The sequence below is a fragment of the Antarctobacter heliothermus genome (assembly GCF_900188425.1).
Lineage (GTDB): Bacteria > Pseudomonadota > Alphaproteobacteria > Rhodobacterales > Rhodobacteraceae > Antarctobacter > Antarctobacter heliothermus.
Window position 1 is genome coordinate 33,291 of the sequence record NZ_FZON01000006.1, and the last position, 17,297, is coordinate 50,587.

Below are 17,297 nucleotides of genomic sequence, written 5' to 3' on the forward strand. Positions count from 1 at the left end.
ACCCGACATGCGCACACGCCGCAAAAGCCACACGAGGGAACAAGCCGTGTTGCATCATGTCACCATGGGAGAGGGCCTGCCCCTGCTGATCCTGCATGGCACCCCGTTGGATCATCGCTACATGGTCGAGGCGATCGAGCCTGTCTTTGACGGGCTGGACGGGTGGGAGCGGATCTATCCGGATATGCCGGGCTACGGGCAAAGCCCTGCACGCGATGACATCCGCAGTCAGGATGACTTGTTGGCCGCAGTGCTGGCATTCGTCGACGAGCGGCTGCCCGGAGCGCGCTTTGGTGTCGTCGGATTGTCGCGCGGCAGCTATATCGCCCGCGGCATGGTGCATCTGCGGCCACAGAGGATCGCCGGCGCGGCCCTGCTCTTGCCGGGCGGCAACCCCTCGGCAGACCCTTCCCGCCTGCCCCGGCATCAGGTGATAGAGCCGGACCCCTCGATGGAAGCCGAACTTGCCCCGGAAGATGTCTGGCGGTTCGAGAATTTCATGGTGGTACAGCGGCGCGACATCCTTGAAAGAGCCCGCCGCACCGTCGGCCCCGCCCGCGCGCTATGGGATGAGGCGCAGGAGCGCCGGGTCATGGCCAACTTCGATTTCGGGTTTCACCAGCGCGGCGAAGCGACGGTCTTTGACGGGCCGAGCCTGATTGTCGCGGGGCGTCAGGACAGCCTGTCAGGCTACCGCGATGCCATGGACCTGACAGAGCAGTTTCCCCGCGCCACGCTGGCCGTACTGGATGCCGCGGGCCATGGCTTGGCTTTTGAGCGGCCCGCGCTGTTGCAGGCCCTGATGCGGGACTGGCTGGCGCGATTGAGACATGGATGGCCGGGGCCCGCGTGACGAAGGGAATGGGGGCGCTGCCCCCAGACCCCCGGGGGTATTTTCGCAGAAAAGAAGCCGGGGCGTCAGTCTTCAGCTCTTTGGCTGCGCAGGCGGGCGAAATAGTCGACGCGCTTGCGCAGGTCACGTTCAAAGCCGCGTTCGACCGGGTCGTAGAAGGTGGCGCGGTCCATGTCGTCAGGAAAATAGTTCTGGCCGGAAAAGCCGTCCTTGGCGTCGTGGTCATAGGCATAGCCCTTGCCGTAGCCCTGATCCTTCATCAGGCCGGTGGGGGCGTTCAGGATGTGCTTGGGGGGCATCAGGCTGCCGGTTTCTTTGGCGGCGCGGCGCGCTGCCTTGTAGGCGGTATAGGCGGCGTTGGATTTCGGGGCGAGCGCGATGTAGACCAGCGCCTGTGCGATGGCCAGTTCCCCTTCGGGAGAACCGAGGCGTTCATAGGTTTCCCAACTTTGCAGGCAGACCGCCTGTGCCTGTGGATCGGCCAGGGCGATGTCCTCAACTGCCATGCGGGTGATGCGGCGGGCAAGGTATCGCGGGTCTTCGCCCGCCTCCAGCATCCGCGCGTACCAGTAGAGCGCGGCATCGGGATCGGAGCCGCGCACCGATTTGTGCAGCGCCGAGATCAGGTTGTAATGCCCGTCGCCGGATTTGTCATAGACGGCGGCGCGTTTCATCAACCGGGTTTTCAGGCCGTTGACGTCGAGGGGCGCGTCCAGCCGCCACGAGGTGACCTGTTCGACAAGGTTCAGCAGCGCCCGGCCGTCCCCGTCAGCCATATCCAGCAGCGCCGCACGCGCGCCCGGTTCCAGCGGCAGCGTGCGGTCCAGCGCAGCCTCGGCCCGCGCCACCAGCGCCTCAAGATCTTCGGACCCCAGCCGTTCCAGCACCAGCACTTGCGCGCGGCTGAGCAAGGCGGCGTTCAGTTCGAACGAGGGGTTTTCGGTGGTCGCCCCCACCAGCAGGATTGTCCCGTCCTCCATATGGGGCAGAAAGCTGTCCTGTTGCGCCTTGTTGAAGCGGTGGATTTCATCGACGAAGAGCAGCGTGCCTTGTCCGGTGCGGCGGCGCTGTTTGGCCGCCTCAAAGACCTTGCGCAGTTCCGGCACGCCGGAAAAGATCGCGCTGATCTGGACAAAAAACAGATCGGTGGCATCGGCCAGCAGCCGCGCGATGGTGGTCTTGCCGACCCCCGGAGGACCCCAGAAGACAATCGACCCTAAAGTGCCCGCGGCCAGCATGACGCCCAGCGGCGCCTCTGGCCCCAGCACCTGACGCTGGCCAATCACCTCGGCCAGCGTCTTTGGGCGCAGTCGGTCCGCGAGCGGGCGCGGCGCGGTGTCAGCCCGTGCCTGTGCCTCGGCTTCGGCGCCCGGTGTATCGAAGAGATCGGCCAACCGCTCAGGCCCGGAACCGCAGAAGAAGGCGGCGATTGCCGCGCAGCACCTCAATCTGTATCCGCCCGCCACCGCCGCGCAGCATCTGGTCGACATCGCGCGGCGCGTCGATTCGGCGTCCGTTGATGCCCAGCACCCGGTCACCGGTCAGCAGGCCGACCTGGCTGCCGTAGGGACCGGGATCCAGCACCACCACGCCGTCAGCGTCATGCGGCAGACCCAGTTCCGCGATCACTGCCGGGTTTGTCCGTGCCAGCCGAAGGCCGGGCAGCATGCTCAACTCTCCCAGATCGACAGTGTCGCGCGGCGGCGACTCGGGCGGGGCGATCATGTCGACCAGTGCGATCTTTTCCTGACCCTGCCGGATATAGATGACCTCTGCCGCGCGACCGATGCCGCGTACCGACATGCGGAACAGCATTTCGGCCGGTGTGTTCACCGGCGCGCGATCAACCCGCACCACCACGTCACCCACCCGCAGTCCGGCCGCGTCAAAAGGGCTGCCGGGGCGCAGTTCGGCGATCACCACCCCGCCTGGCACCGTGAGGCCCAGGCTGTCGGACAGTTCGGCGTTCACCGGCTGACCAACCATACCCGCCCAGGGCCGTTGAAACCGGCGGTGGCCGTCCTGCGCCTGTTCGACGAACTGCGCGACCAACGCGGAAGGAATGGCAAAGCCGATGCCGTTGGACCCGCCAGAGCGCGTCAGGATTGAGGTGTTCACCCCGATCAGCCGCCCCGCCACGTCGATCAGCGCCCCGCCCGAGTTGCCCGGATTGATCGGCGCATCGGTCTGGATGAAATAGCCGCGCGCATTGCCGGTGGCCGTGCCCGACCGCGCCAGACCCGACACAATCCCCGAGGACACGGTCTGACCCACCCCAAAGGGGTTGCCGATGGCCAGCACCAGTTCGCCTACCTCAACCGTGTCACTGTCGCGCAGCGTCAGGTGCGGCATGTCGCTGGCCCCGGCCAGCCGCATGATGGCAAGGTCGGATTCCTCATCCGCCAGCAGTATCTCGGCGTCGTATTCACGCCGGTCGTTCAGGACGACGTGAATGTCGGTCGCCTGCCCGACGACGTGATAGTTTGTCACCACGATCCCATCCGCCGACAGGATCACTCCCGACCCCAGCGAGTTCTGCACCCTCGGGCGCGACTGAAACTCGCGGAAGAGATTGCCAAAGACCGGGTCGTCGGCAAACGGGCTGCGCGCGTCGACGATCCGACGGGCGTAAATGTTGACCACGCCGGGCGCTGCCTGTTTCACCAGCGGCGCGAAACTGAGTGAAATCTCTGCCGGGCTTTGCGGGACGCGCGGTTCCTCGGCACCCGCAGGCAGGGCCAGCAAAAGGAAACAAACAAATGCTCTGAACATCAAATCTCTCCGACTTGCTCCGGACTCCTAGGATATGTCCCCCACCCCGCCGCGATGCAAGCCGCACGACACGCCGGGACAATTGCAACCCTCGCGCATTTGCGCCATGACGGTTCCATGACGCCCCGTATCAAACCCGAGACAAGCGCGCTTTCCGTCCATCTATTCACGGCGACCGGCGCGGTTTTTGCCATGCTGGCAATGCTGGCTGCGGTGCGGGAAGAATGGTCGCTGATGTTCCTGTGGCTGGTGGTGGCGTTCGCGGTGGACGGTGTCGATGGGCCGTTGGCGCGAAAATTTGACGTCAAGACCCATGCGCCCCGGTTTGACGGGGTGCTATTGGATCTGATCATCGATTATCTCACCTACGTTTTCATACCCGCCTTTGCCCTGTTTCAATCCGGCCTGTTGCCGGGGTGGACCGGGTGGTTTGCCATCATCCTCATCACCTTTTCCAGCGCGATGTATTTCGCCGACAACCGGATGAAGACAGCGGACAATTCGTTTCAGGGATTTCCCGGCTGCTGGAACATGCTGGTGTTGGTGCTGTTTGCCATCGAACCCGGATTCTGGGTGATCCTGGTGCTGGTCACCCTGTTGGCGGTGGCGATGTTCCTGCCGTTGAAGTTCATTCACCCGGTGCGCACCGATCGCTGGCGCGCCGTGTCGCTGCCGGTGGCGCTGGCCTGGACGATCTTTGCCGGATGGGCGGCCTGGGTGGACTTTCACCCGGCCAGCTGGGCGCATTGGGGGCTGTTGGTGACTTCGGTCTACCTGTTGTTCGCCGGCATCGCGCAACAGGTCATTCCGGCGCGCGCCTGACGCGCGGACGCAGACGGCCTATTCCTTGGGCATTGTGAGCACGTCACGGACAAGGGCGATGTCACGATCCTTTTACTGTCGGCGAAAAAATGTTTGGGTGGGAAGACATACGGGCTCTGCACCGAAGGCTCCCGCACCGGCGGCCAGGCAGGGCGCGTTTAAGGAGCCGCCACATGCACCTTCGCCTGGGATGCCAGATTTCCTTTGAGGTTGCGGCCCCGACGCCGATGATCTTTTTGCTGAACGTCCATTATTCCCGGGCCAGCGATCTGGAACGGCCCGACCTGCTCCGGACCGATCCTGCCGTCCCGACAGAGGCATACCGCGACGGTTTCGGCAATTGGGCCACGCGGCTTGTCGCGCCGCCCGGGCCGATGACCGTCTCGACCGAAGGCGCGCTGTTCGACGCCGGATTGTCCGACCCGGTCAACCTGGATGCCCCCCAGACTCCGGTCGAATACCTGCCCAGCGGGGAGCTCAGCTTTCTACTGCCCAGCCGCTACTGCGAAAGCGACGTGCTGTCGGATTTCGCGTGGGATCGGTTTGGCCAGACCCCGCTGGGCTGGGCGCGGGTGCAGGCGGTCTGCGACTTTGTGCATAATCATATCCGGTTTGGCTATGAACACTCGCGGCCCACACGCACCGCCGTCGAGGCCCTCAACGAGGGGGTCGGCGTCTGCCGGGATTTCACCCATCTGGCGGTTGCGCTGTGCCGGGCGCTGAACATCCCGACGCGGTATTGCACCGGCTATGTCAGCGACATCGGTCAGAGCACGCCGATCCGGCCAATGGATTTCGCAGCCTGGATGGAGGTCTACCTGGGCGGCCAGTGGTGGACCTTTGACCCGCGCAACAACGACACACGATTTGGCCGGGTGTTGATCGCACGCGGCTGCGATGCGGCAGATGTGCCCATGGTCCACAGTTTCGGACGGCACGAACTGACCGGGTTCGAGGTCTGGATCGACAGGGTCGACGCATAAGGCGGGGTTTCCCCCGCCCCCCATTCAGGCAAACTCTCGGACAAGACCGTCAGACAAAGCGGTTAACCCAGTTTTCCAACCGCTCTTGCCGACCAGAGCGCGGCTCGGGGTTGATGCCCTCGGCCAGCACGCGGGCCTGAATGGCCCCCAGATCGCTGTCCAGCATCGCCTGCGCCCCGGGCGCGTCCCAGCCCGCATACCTGTCGGTCAGCGCCGTTTCCAGCCCGCCGTCCTCCAGCATGGCCGCCGCCGCCTTGAGGCCCCGCGCGCAGACATCCATCCCGCCCACATGGGCCGCAATCAGATCCTCGGCGTCCAGCGACTGGCGCCGCAGCTTGGCGTCGAAATTGGTGCCCCCGGTGGTGAACCCACCCATCTTCAGCACATGATAATAGGCCAGCGCCACCTCGGGTACGTTGTTGGGAAACTGGTCGGTGTCCCAGCCGGACTGGTAATCGTTTCGATTCATGTCGATCGACCCCAGCATTCCCTCGGAGGCCGCCAGCGCCAATTCGTGTTCGAACGAATGCCCCGCAAGGATCGCGTGCCCCTGTTCGAGGTTCAGCTTGATCTCACCTTCCAGGCCGTACTTGCGCAGGAAGCCGATACAGGTCGCCACGTCATAGTCATACTGGTGTTTTGACGGCTCCTGCGGTTTCGGCTCCAGCAGGATCGCGCCGTCAAAACCGATCTTGTGCTTGTAGTCGACCACCATCGACAAAAAGCGCGCCATGTTGTCGGCCTCGCGCCCGAGATCGGTGTTTAGCAGCGTTTCATAGCCCTCACGCCCGCCCCAAAGGACGTAGTTCTGCCCGCCAAGTTTCTGCGTGGCGTCGATGCAGCCCTTTACCGTGGCCGCGGCGAAGGCAAAAACCTCCGGGTCCGGGTTTGTCGCCGCCCCGGACATCCAGCGCCGGTGCGAAAACAGGTTCGCCGTGCCCCAAAGCAGCCGCGTCTTCGACGCCTCCTGCTTGGTCCCGATATAGTCGGTGATCTCTTCCAGCGTCGAAAGGTTGTCGGCATAGTTGCCCTGTTCGGGCCGAATATCGGCGTCGTGCCAGCAATAGAACGGCTGGCCCAGCAGATCGAACATCTCGAACGCCACATCTGCCTTTTGCTTGGCGCGTCCCATGTCGTCCTGCGGGTGCCAGGGCCGGACAAAGGTCTGCCCGCCAAAGGGATCTCCGCCCTCCCAGGCAAACGAATGCCACCACGCTACGGCAAAGCGCAGGTGATCTTCCATCCGCTTGCCCATGACCACTTCGTCCGGATTGTAGTGGTGATAGGCCAGCGGGGTGTCGCTGTCCGGTCCCTCATAGCGGATCGGCGCGATGCCGTCGAAAAATCCCGTGCTCATGTCAGCCCCCTCATTGCTGGATAAATCTGATGCCACGACGCATAGGCCGCGTCATAGGCCGCCGTCAGCGCCGCATTTGGCGCGATGGTTTCTCGGATTGGTGGCGGCGCCATGACCTCATCGACACTGCCCGCGCCTGTGCCGACCATGGCCAGCCGGGCCGCGCCCAGCGCCGCGCCAAAGTCACCCTTTTCGGGCAGCGCCAAAGGCACGTTCAGCACCGTTGCCAGCAATTCGACCCAATAGCGCGACTGCGCCCCGCCGCCGATGGCCAGCATCTGGTCCAGCCGCGCGCCCGACGCCTTCAGCGCCTCGGCGCAGTCGCGCAGGGCAAAGGCAACGCCCTCCATCACCGCGCGCGTCATGTCGCGCCGCGTCGTGCCGACATCTATGTTCAGGAACCCGCCCCGGATGTCGCTATCATTGTGCGGCGTGCGTTCGCCGGACAGATAGGGCAGGAACCGCAGGTCTCCCGGACCGTCCAGTGCATCGCCCACCTCTTGCGACAACTCGGCCGGTGTGGCCCCCGTGACCCGCGACAGCCAGTTCAGACTGTCGGTCGCGGCCAGAATGACGCCCATCTGATACCACTGCCCCGGCACCGCGTGGCAGAACGTGTGGACCGCACTTTCGGGCAAGGGCGCATAGCCGTCCCTCCCGGCCAGAACCACGCCAGAGGTGCCCAAAGAGACAAAGCCCGTGCCCTCGCGCATCGCTCCCACGCCGCAGGCAGACGCCGCGTTGTCCCCCGCCCCGCCGACCACGATCACGTCGCCGGGCATGCCCCAGCGCGCCGCCAGATCGGACCGCAACGTGCCGCCCGCCTCGCATCCCTCGACAAGGCGCGGCATCTGGTCGGCGGACATTCCCGACATCTCCAGCAGGCGCGCCGACCAGTCGCGCGCGCCCACATCCAGCCAGACAGTGCCGGCGCTGTCGGACATGTCGGCAAACCGCGCCCCCGTGAGGTGAAAGTTCATGTAGGCCGCCGGCAACAGGACAGAGGCGACACGGGCAAACACCTCCGGCTCATGCCGGGCCACCCATAGCAATTTCGGGGCCGTGAAGCCGGGAAAGACAATATTGCCAGACAGCGACCGCACCCCGTCCGTGGCGTCTAGCTCTGCGGCCTCAACCGCGCTGCGGGTGTCGTTCCACAGGATACAGGGTCGCAGCACCGCACCGCTGTCATCCAGCAAGGTCGCGCCGTGCATATGGCCGGACACGCCGATGCCACGCACCTGTGCAATGGCCTGCGGATGCGCGGCGGCCAATTCAACCAGTGCGGCATCTACCGCCGCCACCCAATCCGCCGGATCTTGCTCGGACCAGCCGGGATGCGGGTGAACCGGCGCATAGGCCCGCTGTGCGCTGCCCAGCGGCACGCCCGCGCCATCGATCAGCAGGGCGCGCAGCCCCGAGGTCCCCAGATCCAGACCGACAAACATAACCATCCCTCCATTGCTGACGTTCACGAGAACCAACATGAGGGCAGAGTGTCAAATCGCCGGCACGAAAAAACCCGCAACCTTGCATCGTTGCAAGCGTCACGGGCCGCTTTCAGATTTCTGAGAGTTTTCCATCACCGCTGGCCAAAGGCGCAACGGCCAAGGGACGGCGGGCGGGGCGTCGTTCCGGCCAAAGGCCGGGACCAGCGTCGTCCGTCGAACCGGACGCAAAATCAAAGTCCGTCGACCCGGACGCAATAAACAATGTCCGTCGACCCGGGCGCAGTCTTCCGCCCGATGCCCCGGACAATCAGGCCTCAGCCCTTGTCCAGCGCGTCCAGCCGCGCCTTCAACGCCTCGTTCTCTTCGCGCGCCTTCTGCGCCATGGCGCGCACCGCGTCGAACTCTTCGCGGGTCACAAAATCGCGATCCGCCAGCCAGCGGTCCACCAACGACTTCATCGCGGTCTCTGCCTCGTCCTTGGCCCCCTGCGCCACGCCCATGGCGTTGGTCATCAGCTGGCTCAGATCCTCGAAAACCTTGTTACGCGTTTGCATGGGTCACTCCGCCGTTGCATTCCGTTCATATATGGTCCCCCAAGGCGCAACCCTCAAGGTTGACTTTGCCGCCACACAAGAGGCAACAGGACGCATGCAGGCAGTGATCCCTTTCCCCGACCTCTCATCCGAGGTCTTTTCAATCGCGCTCTTCGGCTTTGAATTTGCGCTACGCTGGTACGCGCTGGCCTATATCGCGGGCATCCTGATCGGCTGGCGGCTGGCCGTCTGGACGGTCAAGCGCGCCCATCTGTGGGCCAATGACACCCCGCCCATGACCCCGCGCCAGATCGAGGATCTGCTGACATGGGTCATCCTTGGAATCATCCTTGGCGGGCGACTGGGTTTCGTTTTCTTCTACATGCCCGGCTATTACGTGGCCAACCCGCTAGAAATCCCGATGATCTGGCAGGGCGGCATGGCCTTTCACGGCGGGCTGCTGGGCGTGGTCTTTGCGGTCTGGATCTTCTGCGCGCGCAACAAGGTGCCGCAGGCCTCTGCTGCGGACATGCTGGCGCTGGCCACACCCGTGGGCCTGCTGCTGGGCCGTATCGCCAATTTCATCAATGCCGAGCTTTGGGGCCGCCCCTCGGACCTGCCTTGGGCGGTGATCTTTCCCGGCCAAATGGCGCAGGATTGCGGCCAACCGCTGGGAGAGCTTTGCGCCCGCCACCCCTCGCAACTCTACGAGGCGACGCTGGAGGGGCTTTTGCTGCTGATCATCCTGCTGGTGATGGTGCATCGCGGATGGCTGAAACGCCCCGGCGCGGTCGCGGGGACATTTTTCATGGGCTACGGCATCGGTCGGTTCATCGTCGAGTTTTTCCGCCAGCCCGACGCACAATTCCAGGCGGTCGGCAACCCGCTGGGCCTTGCCCTTCATGTGAACGGCTATGGCCTGACCATGGGCCAGTTGCTGACCCTGCCGATGATCGCAGGCGGCGCGCTGGCGATCCGGTTCGCCCTGCGGCGCGCCCGCAACGCCCCCGCCGGGGCCGACCAGACAACGTGACCACGCCGCTCGCCGATATCCTCGCCCGCCAGATTGCAACCACCGGGCCGATGACGCTGGCCGACTACATGGCGGCCTGCCTGATGCACCCGCAGCACGGCTATTACAGCACCCGTGACCCGCTGGGCGCAGGGGGCGATTTCACCACCGCGCCCGAAATCAGCCAGATGTTCGGTGAAGTGCTGGGCCTGTCGCTGGCGCAAAGCTGGCTGGATCAGGGCGCGCCCACGCCTTTTATACTGGCGGAACTGGGACCGGGGCGCGGCACGCTGATGGCCGACATCCTGCGCGCCACCGCCCGCGTCCCCGGCTTTCACGCCGCCGCCCGCCTGCATCTGGTCGAAACCTCGCCCAGCCTGCGCGCCGAACAGGCCAAACGCCTGCCACAGGCCACTTGGCACGACGCGGTCCAGACCCTGCCCGACGGCCCGCTGTACCTTGTCGCCAACGAATTTTTCGACGCCCTGCCGGTCCGCCAGTTCCAACGCGACGGTGAGGACTGGCGCGAGCGCGTGGTCGGCCTGCACGACGATCACCTCGTGCTGGGTCTTGCCGCCCCGGCACCGCAACCCGGTCTGATCCACCGGCAGGACGACACCAAAGACGGCGACCTTGTCGAAACCTGCGCCCCCGGTCAGGCCATCGCCGCCGTCCTTGGCGCGCGCATCGCGACACAGGGCGGCATCGCCCTGCTGATTGACTATGGCGACTGGCGATCCCTCGGCGATACAATACAGGCGCTCAAGGGCCACGCGCCCGTCGATCCCTTTGCGCTGCCGGGCGAATCGGACCTGACCACCCATGTGGATTTTGAGGCACTCGCCCGCGCCGCCACCCCCGGTGCACACACGCTACTGACCCCGCAGGGCGTCTTTCTGGAACGCCTCGGCATCACCCAGCGGGCGCAGGCACTGGCCAAATCGCTCAGCGGCGCGGCGCTCGACAGCCACATTGCCGCACATCGCCGGTTGACGCACCCGGACGAAATGGGATCACTGTTCAAGACACTCGCCCTGCTGCCGCAGGGTGCCCCGCCACCCCCCGGACTGGAGCTGCGCCCCACGCCATGACGCTCGAGATCATCACCTCGAACAGCCTCGCACCGTTCCGCCACGGGTTCTTTACCCGCAAGGGCGGCGCGTCGTCGGGCATCTTTGCCGGGCTGAACTGCGGCACGGGATCGACCGACCAGAGCGAAATCGTCGCGATCAACCGCGCCCGCGTGGCCGACGCGGTCGAGGTCGTGCCAGACCAGCTGGCAACCGTCCACCAGGTGCATTCCGCTGACGCCATCACCGTGGATGGCCCGCTGCCCGATCCGCGCCCCAAGGCGGACGCGCTGGTCAGCGCGACGCCAGGTGTGGCGCTGGGAGTGCTGACCGCCGATTGCCAGCCGGTGCTGTTTGCCGATCCCGACGCAGGCGTTGTCGGCGCAGCCCATGCGGGATGGCGCGGCGCGCGCGACGGGGTGCTGGAGGCGACGATTGACGCGATGGTGACCCTTGGCGCCACCCGCGACGGCATCCGCGCCGTCATCGGCCCCACGATCAGCCAACGCGCCTATGAGGTCGGCCCCGAGTTCTTTGAGGATTTCGTCGCCGAAGATCCCGCCAACACGCGCTTTTTCGCGGGCGGATCAGACGACCGGATGATGTTCGACCTGCCCGCCTACGGGCTGCACCGCCTGCGTGAGGCCGGGGTAGAGGCGGAATGGACACGCCACTGCACCTATTCCGACCCGGATTTGTTCTACTCCTACCGCCGCGCCACTCACGCGCGTGAGGCGGATTATGGCCGGCTGATCTCTGTCATTCGGCTCTAGCGACCGCGTCAGCCTGCCCTTGGGAAACAATCCGCCTTTCCACACGGCATTGTCCCAATACTGCCGCAATTCGCTGCGATTTGTATGGACAGCCCGTCGGTTAAGGTAAGAGGAGCCCCCATGAAACCGCAACGCCGCTTTGTCGCATCCATCATCGCCACCGCCAAATCGGGCGCACCCTGCCTGCCGTTTGAACGCGGCGCACCGCGCGCGCAGATGATCGCCCGCCGCACGGATGCCGCACAATCCCAGCCGAAAACCGCAAAACGCGCCTGAGGCGCGGCACCGCCGCCCTTCACTCCCCGGCCACTCCCCCCGCCACTCCCCGGCGAGGCGCTGCACCAGCGCCTTGCCCCACGACACGAACGACACCAAAGTCCAAAGCCAGAGATTCGCCACAACTTGCCGGTGAATGTGGCGGAATCGTCCCTGCGTGCCCGACAATCCCGCACAGGCTGCCGCATTGTCACGCGAAACCATGCCCCCCTTGCGCCAATTTTGACAACATCTGCCAATTGCGGCCAGATTGGCACCAGTCAGATGCGTTGTTTCAATCGTCCGTCTGTCGTTGTTGGTGGGGGCCAACACGGATGTGACCCTTTGCCGGGGTGTTCACATGACACGTCTCCACCGTGGCCTCTCGGGAATTGCCCCGATGGCCGATACTGCTCTCTCTTCTCCCGTCCTGCCGGACAGGGAGATCTCTCCGGACGGGCGACCTCGTCGCGCAGGCTCTCTCATGCGCAAATACGAGGTCGCCGCCCTGCTCCCTGATCTCACGGTCTCTTTCACGCAACACGTCGCCCCCGCGTCCTCCCTGTTCGAGGAATGCGCCACCGCCCTGGCGCGCGGCACGCTGATCGAAACAGTGCGCGGCGCCGTCGCGATCGAGGACATCGTCCCCGGTGACTACATCGAAACCGCGCGCGGCGCCGTGCCGGTCACCTGGATCGGCTCGACCACCTATGTGCCGGGCCATGACCAGTCGGCCACGACGCTGACCCATATGACGCGGATCACCAGCGACGCCTTCGGCATGGGACATCCGCCGATGGACCTGCTGCTGGGCCCCGCCGCCCGCATGGTGGTACGCCATCCACGGCTGGAGGATCTTCTGGGCAAGGATTGCGTGCTGGCACCAGTGCGCGACTATATCGACGGCGACCGCTATTTGCAGGTGACGCCGATGGGGACCGTGCAACTGTTCCACCTGATGGTGCAGCGCCACACCACCATCCGCATCGGCGGCGTGGAATTGGAAACCTATCACCCCGGAAACACCGCCGGTCAGGCACTGGGCCAGAACATGCGCGCCCTGTTTCTCAGCATGTTCCCCAACATCACCGATCTCGACGACTTCGGACAGGTCGACATGACCCGCACCGCGCGCGAGGTGGTCGACCGGCTCGTCACTGTCTGAGAGGTCAACGCCGATGTTTCTTCTGGCCGCAAATATCCCGGGGAGCGCGAGGGGCTGGCCCCTCGCTCCTGCGCGTCACGCGGAGCGGCTCAACCGTTCCTCCAGCACCTCAAAGGGCACGCCGGGATCGTCCTTGGCATTGCGGATCACCAACGAGGTCTTGACGCTGGCCACATTGGGTGCGGTCAGCAGATCGCCCGTCAGAAAGCTCTGGAACGTGGACAAGTCCGGGGCCACGCATTTCAGGATGAAATCCACCTCGCCGTTCAGCATGTGACACTCGCGCACCAGTGGCCAGGCGCGGCACCGTTCTTCAAAGGCCGACAGGTCCACCTCCGCCTGGCTTTGCAGACCGACCATGACAAACACCTGTACCTCGAACCCCAACGACCGGCTGTCGACATCGGCGTGGTAGCCACGGATATAGCCCTGCTCCTCCAGCACCCGGACGCGGCGCAGGCAGGGCGGGGCCGAAATGCCCACGCGTCGGGCCAGTTCGACATTGGTCATCCGACCATCCGCTTGCAGTTCTGCCAGAATCTTGCGATCGATCGGATCAAGCCGGTGACCTGCCATCGTCTCCCCCCATCATATTCGCGATTGTTATAGCAGCCCACCAGTCTTGCGCAATAATATTTCAACAAAGCGCAAGATTCTTTTGCGTCCACGCCCGATCCTGCGGCACGGCGCGCGCCCTCTTTTTTCATCGCCCCGACGCGGCTATATGACGACGGCACCGCCGCTTAGGAGAACTTTCATGTCCCAGACACGCCATACCAAGGTCCTTATCATCGGCTCCGGCCCGGCCGGCTACACCGCCGGCGTCTACGCCAGCCGCGCGATGCTGGACCCGATCCTGGTGCAGGGTCTGGAACCGGGCGGCCAGCTGACCACCACCACAGAGGTCGAAAACTGGCCCGGCGACACAGAGGTGCAGGGCCCCGACCTGATGGTCCGCATGGAGGCGCACGCCCGCGCCATGGGGACAGAGATCATCGGCGACATCATCTCGAAGATCGATTTTGACCAACGCCCCTTTGTCGCCAGCAGCGACAGCGGCACCACCTACACGGCGGATGCGATTATCCTTGCCACTGGCGCGCGCGCCAAGTGGCTCGGCCTGCCCTCTGAGGAGGCGTTCAAGGGCTTTGGCGTCTCGGCCTGCGCCACCTGTGACGGCTTTTTCTATCGCGGCAAGGAAATCGTCGTGATCGGCGGCGGCAACACGGCGGTCGAAGAGGCGCTGTTCCTGACCAACTTTGCCTCCAAGGTCACGTTGATCCACCGCCGCGACGAATTGCGCGCCGAAAAGATCCTGATCAACCGCCTGATGAAGAACCCCAAGATCGAACCGCTGTGGTTCCACCAACTTGATGAGGTTGTCGGCGATGACATGCCCAAAGGCGTGACCGGCGTGCGCGTCAAACACGTCAAGACCGGCGAGATCACACAAATCCCCTGCGCCGGTGTCTTTGTTGCCATCGGCCACGCGCCCGCCAACGAGTTGGTCAAGGACGTGCTGGAAACCCACATGGGCGGCTATGTCGTGACCAAACCCGACAGCACCGCCACCTCGATCCCCGGTGTGTTTGCCGCTGGCGACCTGACCGACCACAAGTACCGTCAGGCGGTCACTTCGGCAGGCATGGGCTGCATGGCCGCGCTAGAGGCAGAGCGCTGGCTGGCCGAACAGGGCGAAGCCGCGGAACCCGCCCCTGATGCGGCGAACGAACCCGAAAGCGCCTAAAGCCCCGAACCCTGACCGCAATAAAGCCCGACACCCCAAGTGCCGGGCTTTTTTCATGGGATCGCAACCGGACCTCCCCCGCCCTCCAGCAATGCGCCCGCTGCATCACGGCATTTCGGCAACAATGCTCTCATGCACCAGTTTTGGGGTTTCTGCATTTGCGAAACCGTGTATTGCGTTCAGCATTGAACACACTTTGAGTCGCCTGACATGCCCGCCGCCACACTGCCCTCCAACCTGCCGGAAGAAGACCAGCTCTTTCGCCTCCTGCGTCAGCTTGACCGCGCGCCAGAGGCCTCGCAGCGGGTGACGGCAGGGGCATTGGGCATCTCGCTGGGGCGGCTCAACACCTACCTGCGCGTCGCCTCGGACGCAGGTCTCGTCAAGATCACCGAACGGTCCGGCCCCGACCGGCGTCAACGCTTTGCCTATGCGCTGACCCCCTATGGCAACGATGAAAAGACCCGGCTGGCCGACACCTTCCTCGCCCGCAAATTCGCCGAATACGATGCGCTTCATGCCGAATTGACCGGCACCGCAAGCGGTCTGATCCCCTTGAAGTACAGGAGCAAACTTATGCAAAACAATCTCGCCCCCATTCAGGAGCTGTATGTCTCGTATGACAGCGCGCAAAAGCTCAAGGTCGAAGCAGCTGACCTGACCAGCCACGACTTGACCCCGCGCCAGATCTGCGATCTGGAACTGCTGATGAATGGCGGCTTCAACCCGCTCAAGGGCTTCCTGTCCGAAGAGGATTACAACGGCGTCGTGGAAAACATGCGCCTGGCCGACGGCACGCTGTGGCCGATGCCGATCACCCTTGACGTCAATCAGGCCTTTGCCGACACCGTCGAAATCGGTCAGGACATTGCCCTGCGTGACCAAGAGGGCGTGATCCTGGGCACCATGACCGTCACCGACAAATATGTGCCGAACAAATCGCGTGAGGCCGAAAAGGTCTTTGGCGCCGACGATCTGGCCCACCCGGCGGTCAACTACCTGCACCACACCGCAGGCGAAGTGTACCTCGGCGGCCCGGTGACCGGCATCCAGCAGCCCGTCCACTATGATTTCCGCGCCCGCCGCGACACCCCCAACGAGTTGCGCGCCTATTTCCGCAAGCTGGGCTGGCGCAAGGTCGTCGCCTTCCAAACCCGCAACCCGCTGCACCGCGCGCATCAGGAACTGACCTTCCGCGCCGCGAAAGAGGCACAGGCCAACCTGCTGATCCACCCCGTTGTCGGCATGACCAAACCGGGCGATGTCGATCACTTTACCCGCGTGCGCTGCTACGAGGCGGTGCTGGACAAATACCCGGCCTCGACCACAACCATGTCGCTGCTGCCGCTGGCGATGCGCATGGCGGGCCCGCGTGAGGCGGTCTGGCACGGCCTGATCCGCAAGAACCACGGCTGCACCCACATCATCGTTGGCCGCGACCACGCAGGCCCCGGCAAGAACTCTGCCGGTGAGGATTTCTATGGCCCCTACGATGCACAGGACCTCTTCCGCACCCATCAGGAAGAAATGGGCATCGAAATGGTCGACTTCAAACACATGGTCTATGTGCAGGAACGCGCACAGTACGAACCCGCCGATGAGATCGCCGACAAGGACGATGTCACGATCCTGAACATCTCGGGCACCGAACTGCGCCGCCGTCTGGCCGAAGGTCTGGAAATCCCCGAGTGGTTCTCCTTTCCCGAGGTGGTCACCGAACTGCGCAAGACCAAGCCGCCGCGCTCCAACCAAGGCTTTACCGTCTTCTTCACCGGCCTGTCCGGCTCGGGCAAGTCGACAATCGCCAACGCCCTGATGGTCAAGCTGATGGAAATGGGCGGTCGCCCGGTCACGCTGCTGGACGGGGACGTGGTGCGCAAACACCTGTCGTCGGAACTGGGGTTCTCGAAAGAGCACCGCGACCTGAACATCAAGCGGATCGGCTATGTCGCCTCCGAGATCACCAAGAACGGCGGCATCGCGATCTGCGCGCCCATCGCGCCCTACACCGCGACCCGCCGCGCCGTGCGCGAGATGATCGAACAGTACGGCGCCTTTACCGAGGTCCACGTCGCCACCTCGCTGGAGGAATGTGAACGCCGTGACCGCAAGGGCCTGTACAAGCTGGCGCGCGAAGGCAAGATCAAGGAATTCACCGGCATCTCTGACCCGTATGAGGCGCCCGTGAACGCAGAACTGATCGTCGAGACAGAGAATGTCGACGTCGACAACTGCGCTCATCAGGTGATCCTGAAGCTGGAGTCGATGGGCTTGATCGCCGCGCAATAAGCGAACCATCACGATAAACGAAAGGCCGGGCGCTCTGCCCGGCCTTTTTTCGTGCGCGACAGTACCCGGCCCTTGACCACTTGTGCAGGCGGTTGATTCGCAACGGGCTACAGCCCCCGGTCTCGACTCAATCGCCTGGCGGCGCTACGCTTGGCGCCATACCCGTTTCCGTCAGCCCGCAATCGGTCTGGCGGTCAATCGCGACATGAGAGTCC

At 64.4% G+C, this 17,297-nt stretch carries 16 protein-coding genes; 10 read left to right on the forward strand and 6 right to left on the reverse strand.

Annotated elements, in window-relative coordinates:
* Positions 1-46 precede the first annotated feature (46 nt).
* Positions 47-853, forward strand: a complete 807-nt coding sequence (locus CHB90_RS04800) for an alpha/beta fold hydrolase (protein WP_170940983.1) — start codon at positions 47-49, stop codon at positions 851-853.
* Positions 854-918: 65 nt separating this feature from the next.
* Here CHB90_RS04800 and CHB90_RS04805 read toward each other — a convergent pair whose 3' ends face one another.
* Positions 919-2,247, reverse strand: a complete 1,329-nt coding sequence (locus tag CHB90_RS04805) for a replication-associated recombination protein A (protein ID WP_089276723.1) — start codon at positions 2,245-2,247, stop codon at positions 919-921.
* A 4-nt stretch (positions 2,248-2,251) separates the two neighbouring features.
* Positions 2,252-3,625 carry a trypsin-like peptidase domain-containing protein gene (locus CHB90_RS04810; protein WP_089276724.1) on the reverse strand — a complete coding sequence of 458 codons (1,374 nt, stop codon included), beginning with the start codon at positions 3,623-3,625 and terminating at the stop codon, positions 2,252-2,254.
* Between the two features lie 117 nt (positions 3,626-3,742).
* Between CHB90_RS04810 and CHB90_RS04815 the strand changes: the two genes are divergently transcribed.
* Together CHB90_RS04815 and CHB90_RS04820 are read left to right on the forward strand one after the other, a co-directional pair.
* Entirely contained in the window at positions 3,743-4,447 is a 705-nt protein-coding gene (locus tag CHB90_RS04815) for a CDP-alcohol phosphatidyltransferase family protein (protein WP_089276725.1), read from the forward strand.
* Between the two features lie 173 nt (positions 4,448-4,620).
* On the forward strand, positions 4,621-5,430 hold the full coding sequence (locus CHB90_RS04820) for a transglutaminase-like domain-containing protein (protein ID WP_089276726.1): 810 nt from the start codon (positions 4,621-4,623) through the stop codon (positions 5,428-5,430).
* Between the two features lie 49 nt (positions 5,431-5,479).
* Here the strand turns inward: CHB90_RS04820 and xylA are convergent, their stop codons facing one another.
* From xylA to CHB90_RS04835, 3 genes are all read right to left on the reverse strand, one after another.
* A complete protein-coding gene (xylA, locus tag CHB90_RS04825; RefSeq protein WP_089276727.1) occupies positions 5,480-6,787 on the reverse strand; it encodes a xylose isomerase in 1,308 nt (435 codons plus the stop codon).
* Positions 6,784-8,235, reverse strand: a complete 1,452-nt coding sequence (xylB, locus tag CHB90_RS04830; protein WP_089276728.1) for a xylulokinase — start codon at positions 8,233-8,235, stop codon at positions 6,784-6,786. The genes xylA and xylB overlap by 4 nt, the downstream gene beginning before the upstream one ends.
* A 317-nt stretch (positions 8,236-8,552) precedes the next feature.
* Positions 8,553-8,792, reverse strand: coding sequence for an accessory factor UbiK family protein (locus CHB90_RS04835; protein ID WP_089276729.1), 240 nt, complete (start codon positions 8,790-8,792; stop codon positions 8,553-8,555).
* 94 nt (positions 8,793-8,886) lie between these two features.
* Here CHB90_RS04835 and lgt point away from each other — a divergent pair, with 94 nt between their 5' ends.
* The 5 genes from lgt (at position 8,887) to CHB90_RS04855 (ending at position 13,046) form a co-directional block, all read left to right on the forward strand.
* Entirely contained in the window at positions 8,887-9,804 is a 918-nt protein-coding gene (gene lgt / locus CHB90_RS04840; RefSeq protein WP_089276730.1) for a prolipoprotein diacylglyceryl transferase, read from the forward strand.
* Between the two features lie 50 nt (positions 9,805-9,854).
* Positions 9,855-10,874, forward strand: coding sequence for a class I SAM-dependent methyltransferase (locus CHB90_RS04845; RefSeq protein ID WP_089276819.1), 1,020 nt, complete (start codon positions 9,855-9,857; stop codon positions 10,872-10,874).
* Positions 10,871-11,626, forward strand: coding sequence for a peptidoglycan editing factor PgeF (pgeF, locus tag CHB90_RS04850; RefSeq protein WP_089276731.1), 756 nt, complete (start codon positions 10,871-10,873; stop codon positions 11,624-11,626). Before CHB90_RS04845 ends, pgeF begins: the two co-directional genes overlap by 4 nt.
* 120 nt (positions 11,627-11,746) lie before the next feature.
* Positions 11,747-11,902, forward strand: a complete 156-nt coding sequence (locus CHB90_RS26470) for a hypothetical protein (RefSeq protein WP_170940985.1) — start codon at positions 11,747-11,749, stop codon at positions 11,900-11,902.
* A 463-nt stretch (positions 11,903-12,365) separates the two neighbouring features.
* A complete protein-coding gene (locus CHB90_RS04855) occupies positions 12,366-13,046 on the forward strand; it encodes a Hint domain-containing protein (RefSeq protein ID WP_245823167.1) in 681 nt (226 codons plus the stop codon).
* A 75-nt stretch (positions 13,047-13,121) separates the two neighbouring features.
* On the opposite strand, the gene CHB90_RS04860 is transcribed toward CHB90_RS04855, so the two are convergent.
* On the reverse strand, positions 13,122-13,622 hold the full coding sequence (locus tag CHB90_RS04860; RefSeq protein ID WP_089276733.1) for an Lrp/AsnC family transcriptional regulator: 501 nt from the start codon (positions 13,620-13,622) through the stop codon (positions 13,122-13,124).
* 181 nt (positions 13,623-13,803) lie between these two features.
* Here CHB90_RS04860 and trxB point away from each other — a divergent pair, with 181 nt between their 5' ends.
* Both trxB and CHB90_RS04870 read left to right on the forward strand, forming a co-directional pair.
* Entirely contained in the window at positions 13,804-14,793 is a 990-nt protein-coding gene (gene trxB, locus CHB90_RS04865; RefSeq protein WP_089276734.1) for a thioredoxin-disulfide reductase, read from the forward strand.
* Positions 14,794-15,003: 210 nt separating this feature from the next.
* Positions 15,004-17,082 (forward strand): bifunctional sulfate adenylyltransferase/adenylylsulfate kinase, encoded by a 2,079-nt coding sequence (locus tag CHB90_RS04870; RefSeq protein WP_089276735.1) that lies wholly within the window; start codon positions 15,004-15,006, stop codon positions 17,080-17,082.
* Positions 17,083-17,297: the final 215 nt, after the last annotated feature.

What these genes read in the sequence shown, in the direction of transcription:
- xylB (WP_089276728.1), bottom strand. Translation starts at nt 8,235, where the DNA reads ATGTTTGTCGGTCTGGATCTGGGGACCTCGGGGCTGCGCGCCCTGCTG.
- CHB90_RS04835 (WP_089276729.1), bottom strand. Translation starts at nt 8,792, where the DNA reads ATGCAAACGCGTAACAAGGTTTTCGAGGATCTGAGCCAGCTGATGACC.
- pgeF (WP_089276731.1), top strand. Translation starts at nt 10,871, where the DNA reads ATGACGCTCGAGATCATCACCTCGAACAGCCTCGCACCGTTCCGCCAC.
- CHB90_RS04820 (WP_089276726.1), top strand. Translation starts at nt 4,621, where the DNA reads ATGCACCTTCGCCTGGGATGCCAGATTTCCTTTGAGGTTGCGGCCCCG.
- CHB90_RS04810 (WP_089276724.1), bottom strand. Translation starts at nt 3,625, where the DNA reads ATGTTCAGAGCATTTGTTTGTTTCCTTTTGCTGGCCCTGCCTGCGGGT.
- lgt (WP_089276730.1), top strand. Translation starts at nt 8,887, where the DNA reads ATGCAGGCAGTGATCCCTTTCCCCGACCTCTCATCCGAGGTCTTTTCA.
- CHB90_RS04860 (WP_089276733.1), bottom strand. Translation starts at nt 13,622, where the DNA reads ATGGCAGGTCACCGGCTTGATCCGATCGATCGCAAGATTCTGGCAGAA.
- CHB90_RS04870 (WP_089276735.1), top strand. Translation starts at nt 15,004, where the DNA reads ATGCCCGCCGCCACACTGCCCTCCAACCTGCCGGAAGAAGACCAGCTC.
- CHB90_RS04815 (WP_089276725.1), top strand. Translation starts at nt 3,743, where the DNA reads ATGACGCCCCGTATCAAACCCGAGACAAGCGCGCTTTCCGTCCATCTA.
- CHB90_RS04845 (WP_089276819.1), top strand. Translation starts at nt 9,855, where the DNA reads ATGACGCTGGCCGACTACATGGCGGCCTGCCTGATGCACCCGCAGCAC.
- xylA (WP_089276727.1), bottom strand. Translation starts at nt 6,787, where the DNA reads ATGAGCACGGGATTTTTCGACGGCATCGCGCCGATCCGCTATGAGGGA.
- CHB90_RS26470 (WP_170940985.1), top strand. Translation starts at nt 11,747, where the DNA reads ATGAAACCGCAACGCCGCTTTGTCGCATCCATCATCGCCACCGCCAAA.
- trxB (WP_089276734.1), top strand. Translation starts at nt 13,804, where the DNA reads ATGTCCCAGACACGCCATACCAAGGTCCTTATCATCGGCTCCGGCCCG.
- CHB90_RS04855 (WP_245823167.1), top strand. Translation starts at nt 12,366, where the DNA reads ATGCGCAAATACGAGGTCGCCGCCCTGCTCCCTGATCTCACGGTCTCT.